Here is a 3,373-nt window from a genome sequence, read left to right on the forward strand (position 1 = left end):
ACCGCCCATAGCTTTCGCGATCGGTCGGCCAGGCCAGATAGCTGGCGCCGTCGTCGAGCACCAACCGTGTCCCCACGATGAAGCGGATGCCGACGTCCTTGGCCGCGACATGCGCGCGCACTACACCCGCCAGGCTGTTGGTGTCGCAGACGCCGATGCCGGCATGGCCGAGCACGGCGGCGGTTGCGACCATCTCAGCGGGGTGCGAGGCGCCGTCGAGGAGCGTGAAGTTTGTGCGCGCGCCGACCTCCGCGAACGCGACCGTCATGCGAAATATCCGTGCAGGAACCAGCGGGCAGGGCGGTCGGGGCGCAGTGCGGCGGTGCGCCCGATCCAGAGGCGCGTGCCGGAGGCCAGTTCGACGCGGTAGTAGTCCCGATAACTGCGGTCCTCCGGATCGCGCCACCATTCACGCTCGATCCGCTCAGGTCCGTCAGACCAGGCGATCTGCTGGACAGCGCCGTTCAGCCGCAGCTGCACGGGAGGGCCGTCGGGCACCACGGCCATGACCATGAGCGGGGCGGGCCGTTTCAGGAGGCGCACAGGTGCTGGCAGTTGCGAGCGACGCGGCGCATCGGGCACGGCTTCGAACGGTCCGACGCGCATCGCTGAACGTTCGGGCCAATGACTTTCGCCAGGGGCGAGACGCCAGACCGGCAGTCGCTGCGACAGACGGTCAAGCAACTGCGCCAAGGCCTCGGCCCGAGCGGCCTCCGCCGGTCCACCCGTGGCCATCGTGTTTTGAGAGCCGGCCATGTCATTGGTGATGCCAGCCTCGAGCGTCATGCGCTCGAAGCCAAGATCAGGCTGCAGACGCTCCAACTCATTCGCGAAGAGGCGGCGGAGATGGGCAGGGACGCGCGTCGCCAGACCCGTCCCGATGATGATTTCTTGCACCTCGCGATCGACCCGGAAGGCGCGCAGGGTCACTTCCCGCGCGCCCTGATCGGCCTCCGCCAAGGTGCGGCACAGTGGCTCGAGTAGCGCATCCAAGGCGCGATCGATCGCCGGCCGGGTCACGATCGGCTCCAGGAAGTTGACGGCTTGCACGAAGACCGGCGGCGGCCGAACGGGCAAGAGTGAGCGGGGGCGATCACCCGTCAGCCCGTCGAGCACATCCATCAAAGGGCGGCCGAAGCGGCGCGACAGCGGGCCGCGGGGCTGGCGCAGGAGTTCGCCGATCTGCTGCAAGCCGAGACGGTGCAGGCTGGTGATACAGTCCTGCGACAGCCGCAGCGCGCCGAGTGGCAGGGGCGCGACGGCGGCGATCTCATCTCCGGCCGCGACAAGCCGGGCGTGATGCCCGGCGCGCGCCAAGGCAGCAGCGGCCTCCGCAATGCCCGCGATGACGGCTTGGGCAGCGATCCCACCACGCTGGAGGCTGTCGCTGACTTGGCGCAACAAGGCCGCTTCGCCACCAAAGAGCTCGGTGCAGCCGGTCACGTCCAGCACCAGACCGTCCGGAGGATCGACTGCGACGATCGGCGTGAACCGGACAGCCCAAAGAGCCAGCCGCTCCAGAAACGCCCTGTCCGCGTCAGGATTGGCTGGGCGCAGCACCAATTCGGGATGCATCGCCTGCGCGTCCGCGAGGGCTTGTCCCACGTGCAGCGTGGTGCCGGGCGCATCGACGCTCGTCAGCAAGCGACGGTTGCCCTGGGTGTCCCAGGCCGCAATGGGGACGCCGGCAAGCTCCGGCTCCTTCTGCCGGATGCGGTCGGTCGCAACTCGCGGCAGATACAGAACGAGAAAGCATCGGCGCTTCATGCGGCGCCAAGCCCAGCCGGCTCTGGCTCTTGGCCTAAGTCGCACGCCGAGACGAGCGCCTGCTTTTGCCGATCCCAGACGACCGTCCAAGCCGCTGGTCGTCCGCCGGAGGCACGCAAGAGATCGAGACGCCAGGAGGGGTCGCCAGACGGATCGGCTTTAGCGGCTCCGACCCGCCAACGGCTCCTGGCGGCGGAAGGCGGCACGAGATCCGTGTCGGGCAAGATGAGCAAGCCGATGCCGCCACCGAGTTCAGCCGCGAGCTGAAGTCGCCGGGCAGCGATCAGGTCGGGTGCCGGCCCCTCGAGAACGAGGGCGGCGCCCGCCACGCCCGGTGATCTCAGCACTTCTTCGAAGGCCCAAAGGGCGTCATTGACGCGCTTGGCGGCAATGAAAATGAGATCCCTCTGCGAGAGACCAAGTTCCGCAACACCTGCAGGCCAGATGTCCGGCTCGGCGCCAATCCAGATGACTGGTCCAGCCGCCTTGCCGAGGACAAACGCGCAAAAGCCCGTGGCGGCGCCGGTGTCCGCAGCCAATACCTCGTGGAAAGCCCCGCGGGCCAAGCCCCCGGCAGGCAGTAGCCGGTCGATGGGTGGGCAGAGGGAGATGGTCTCGCCCTCCGTCACAACCGTCCCGCGCTCCAGGCGCGCGACGGCGCTCCGAAGTTCTATGAGGGCCGCTTGATGATCTATTCGAAGTGCGAGATCTGCCATGCCATCCGCCTAGCCAGCGGAGTGGGGGCGGCCGGGGCGGGCGCGCATCACGATGTAGCCGGATCGACGCAGGTGCTCCGTCAGGCGCTCTGCCGCCATCCCGGCGGCGAAATCCCAGCCGCTGCGACGCGGCTTGCCGCGCTCATCGTAACGCAGCGCATAGGACAGGACAGCCGCGATCTCCTCCGCGGTGGCGGCGGTGAGATCGGCAGCGTCAGGGTCTGGCTGATGGTCGTCGGGCATGCGGGCAAGCTAGGCGGTGAAGGAGAACGAAACAAGAACAAGAATCGATTGACGCGATGGTTGCGCTATGCCTGCCGGCGGTCGCCCGGGACGAGGCTTCAGGCACGCGGACATCGAATCCCGCAGATTCAATCGCCTCAACCGCCGTCTCGGCGCGATACGGCGCATTCTAGGGGAATGGTAAAGAATTCGAGCGCATGGCTCAGGCAAGAGGGATGAAGGTGATGACGCGGGCAACCGCTCTGACAATCGCAGTCGACGAGAGCTGCACCGTCTCGGGCATCCTACAGGCGCCCGCCGATGCGCGGGCCTGCTACGTCATGGCGCATGGTGCGGGGGCGGGCATGACCCATTCCTTCATGGCGGCGGTTGCCGACGGTCTTGCTGGTCGGAATATCGCGACGCTTCGCTACCAATTTCCTTACATGGAGCGAGGCTCGCGGCGGCCTGATAGCCCGGCTCTGGCACATCGAACGGTTCGAGCGGCTGTCATCGAGGCGGCGCGGCAATTGCCAGCACTGCCTCTCATCGCCGGCGGTAAGTCATTTGGTGGTCGCATGACCTCCCAAGCGCAAGCGGAGTCGCCGCTCCCCAAGGTCGAGGGGCTGGCCTTTTTTGGATTTCCGCTGCATCCAGCGAACAAACCC

5 protein-coding genes are annotated in these 3,373 nt (G+C 67.2%); 1 reads left to right on the forward strand and 4 read right to left on the reverse strand.

What is annotated here, in order from left to right; all coding sequences use genetic code 11:
* The 4 genes from GSQ83_RS25700 to GSQ83_RS25715 all read right to left on the reverse strand — a co-directional run.
* On the reverse strand, positions 1-268 hold a 268-nt coding region (locus tag GSQ83_RS25700; protein WP_158805730.1), incomplete at its 3' end, for a PHP domain-containing protein.
* Complete coding sequence (locus GSQ83_RS25705) at positions 265-1,767, reverse strand: DNA polymerase Y family protein (protein ID WP_158805731.1); 1,503 nt, start codon at positions 1,765-1,767, stop codon at positions 265-267. The genes GSQ83_RS25705 and GSQ83_RS25700, both read right to left, overlap by 4 nt.
* Positions 1,764-2,483 carry an ImuA family protein gene (locus GSQ83_RS25710; RefSeq protein ID WP_158805732.1) on the reverse strand — a complete coding sequence of 240 codons (720 nt, stop codon included), beginning with the start codon at positions 2,481-2,483 and terminating at the stop codon, positions 1,764-1,766. The genes GSQ83_RS25705 and GSQ83_RS25710 overlap by 4 nt, the downstream gene beginning before the upstream one ends.
* Before the next feature lie 9 nt (positions 2,484-2,492).
* Positions 2,493-2,726, reverse strand: coding sequence for a hypothetical protein (locus tag GSQ83_RS25715; RefSeq protein WP_158805728.1), 234 nt, complete (start codon positions 2,724-2,726; stop codon positions 2,493-2,495).
* Positions 2,727-2,950: 224 nt separating this feature from the next.
* Here GSQ83_RS25715 and GSQ83_RS25720 point away from each other — a divergent pair.
* A partial coding sequence (locus GSQ83_RS25720) for an alpha/beta family hydrolase (RefSeq protein WP_371418078.1) occupies positions 2,951-3,373 on the forward strand: 423 nt, incomplete at its 3' end.

Source organism: Acidisoma sp. L85 (assembly GCF_009765865.1).
Classification (GTDB): Bacteria; Pseudomonadota; Alphaproteobacteria; order Acetobacterales; family Acetobacteraceae; genus Acidisoma.